General features: G+C 64.6%; 2 protein-coding genes. Both read left to right on the top strand.

The features are described from left to right. Window positions 1–983, top strand: a 983-nt coding sequence (locus tag EN935_RS34280; protein ID WP_127374142.1) for a DUF1513 domain-containing protein, incomplete at its 5' end; no start/stop codon positions are given. A gap of 104 nt (window positions 984–1,087) precedes the next feature. Continuing rightward, window positions 1,088–1,765, top strand: coding sequence for a tRNA (adenosine(37)-N6)-threonylcarbamoyltransferase complex dimerization subunit type 1 TsaB (gene tsaB, locus EN935_RS34275; protein ID WP_127374141.1), 678 nt, complete (start codon window positions 1,088–1,090; stop codon window positions 1,763–1,765). Window positions 1,766–1,776 lie beyond the last annotated feature (11 nt).

Here is a 1,776-nt window from a genome sequence, read left to right as displayed (position 1 = left end):
CCTTCGTCAAGCGCGACGGCAGCTTTGGCGCCGCCGTCCTGTCCGAGGCTGGCAAGGTCCTGCACGCGATCGACCTGCCTGATCGCGGCCATGACGTCACCTTCGATCCGGTGTCGAGGCGTTCGGTGGTCTTCGCGCGTCAGCCCGGTACCTTCGCCGTGGTCTTCGATCATTCGGGTCGTGCCGCGCCGCTGACCATCGCCAGCATCGCCGGCCGGCATTTCTTCGGCCATGGCGTGTTCTCGCCCGATGGCGCGCTGCTTTACGCCACCGAAAACGACTTCGACAATGCTGCTGGCGTCGTAGGCGTCTACGATTCGCGGGCGAAATTCAGCCGTGTCGGCGAGTTCCCGACCTATGGCATGGGTCCGCACGAGCTTCTGCTCCTGGGCGACGGCAGGACGATCGCTGTTGCCAATGGCGGTATCGAGACCCATCCGGATTACGGCCGCGCCGAGCTCAACATCGCCACCATGAAGCCGTCCTACGTGTTGATCGACCGCGTTACCGGCGACCTCATCGAGAAACACGAATTGCCGGCCGCACTGCACCAATTGTCGATCCGCCATATGGACACCGACCCGTCCGGCACCGTCTGGTTTGGCTGCCAGTACAGAGGCCCGGGCACCGATCGTCCGCTGCTGGTCGGCCGCGCCACGCGCGGCAAGGAGTTGCAGCTGCTCGACATGCCGCGGGACGTGCTGTCCGGCTTCCGCAACTATATCGGCTCGGTCGCCGCCAATCCGGCTGCCGGCACCGTCGCCGTCTCCTCGCCGGAAGGCAATTCGCTTGTCGTGATCGATTCGGCCAGTGGCCGGGTCGTCGCGAACAGCGCGCTGGTCGAGGTCTGCGGCGTGGCGCCCGACGGAACCGGGTTCATGGCGACGACGGGCGCCGGCGAGATCATCGAGGGCAGCGGCACGACACGCTCCGAACCGGACTATGTCTGGGACAACCACATGCTGCGCATCGAGCAGGTCTGACAGTTCGCCAGCCGAAGCGAAGCCGCTTAACGAATTATGCACTATCCCCTTGCGGTGGCGGGCCGTGGCGGGCACAGGGGATTGCTTCTCGAACTGGTCGCTTCATGAAATTGCTTGCCATCGACTGTGCCGCCAATCTCTGCGCCGCTTGCGTCTATGACGCGAAGGCGAAGCAGGAGCTTGGCCGTTCGGTGCTCGATCTCGGCAAGGGCCATGCCGAGCAGCTGATGGCGGTCATCGCCGAAGCGCTGAAGGCAAGTGCAACCGACTATGCAGGTCTTGGCGCCATTGCCGTGTCTGTCGGCCCCGGTTCTTTCACCGGTCTGCGCGTCGGCGTCTCGACCGCGCGCGGCTTGGCGCTGGCGCTGAAGATTCCGGCGATCGGGGTGACGACGCTCGAGGCGCTGGCCGCTGAAGCAGCAGCGGCATTTCCCGGTCGCACCGTGTTGGCGGCGCTAGATGCCGGGCGTGAGGAAATCCACGCGGCTTTTTACGATGAAATGTCGGTTTTGACTTACGGTCCGGCGGTGGCCACGCTGGCAGAAGCCGTGGCGATGGCGACGGAGGGTTCTTCGGTGCTTGCCGGTACCGCAGCAGCGCTAATTACCGCATCGGCCGGGCGCCCCTTCGATATCGGGCCTCAGACGGCAACTGCTGACATTGTCACCTACGCCCGTCTGGCGGCCGCCAAGGGCGAGAGCGAAAGGCCGAAACCCCTTTATCTGCGCGGCGCGGACGCCAAGCCGCAGGCAGGGTTCATTCTATCAAGGCAAGAAAGATAAATGCGCATACC

It is taken from the genome of Mesorhizobium sp. M7D.F.Ca.US.004.03.1.1, assembly GCF_003998635.1.
Lineage (GTDB): Bacteria > Pseudomonadota > Alphaproteobacteria > Rhizobiales > Rhizobiaceae > Mesorhizobium > Mesorhizobium loti.
Note: the sequence above shows the minus strand (reverse complement) of the source record. Positions and strands in the feature narration are given on the sequence as shown.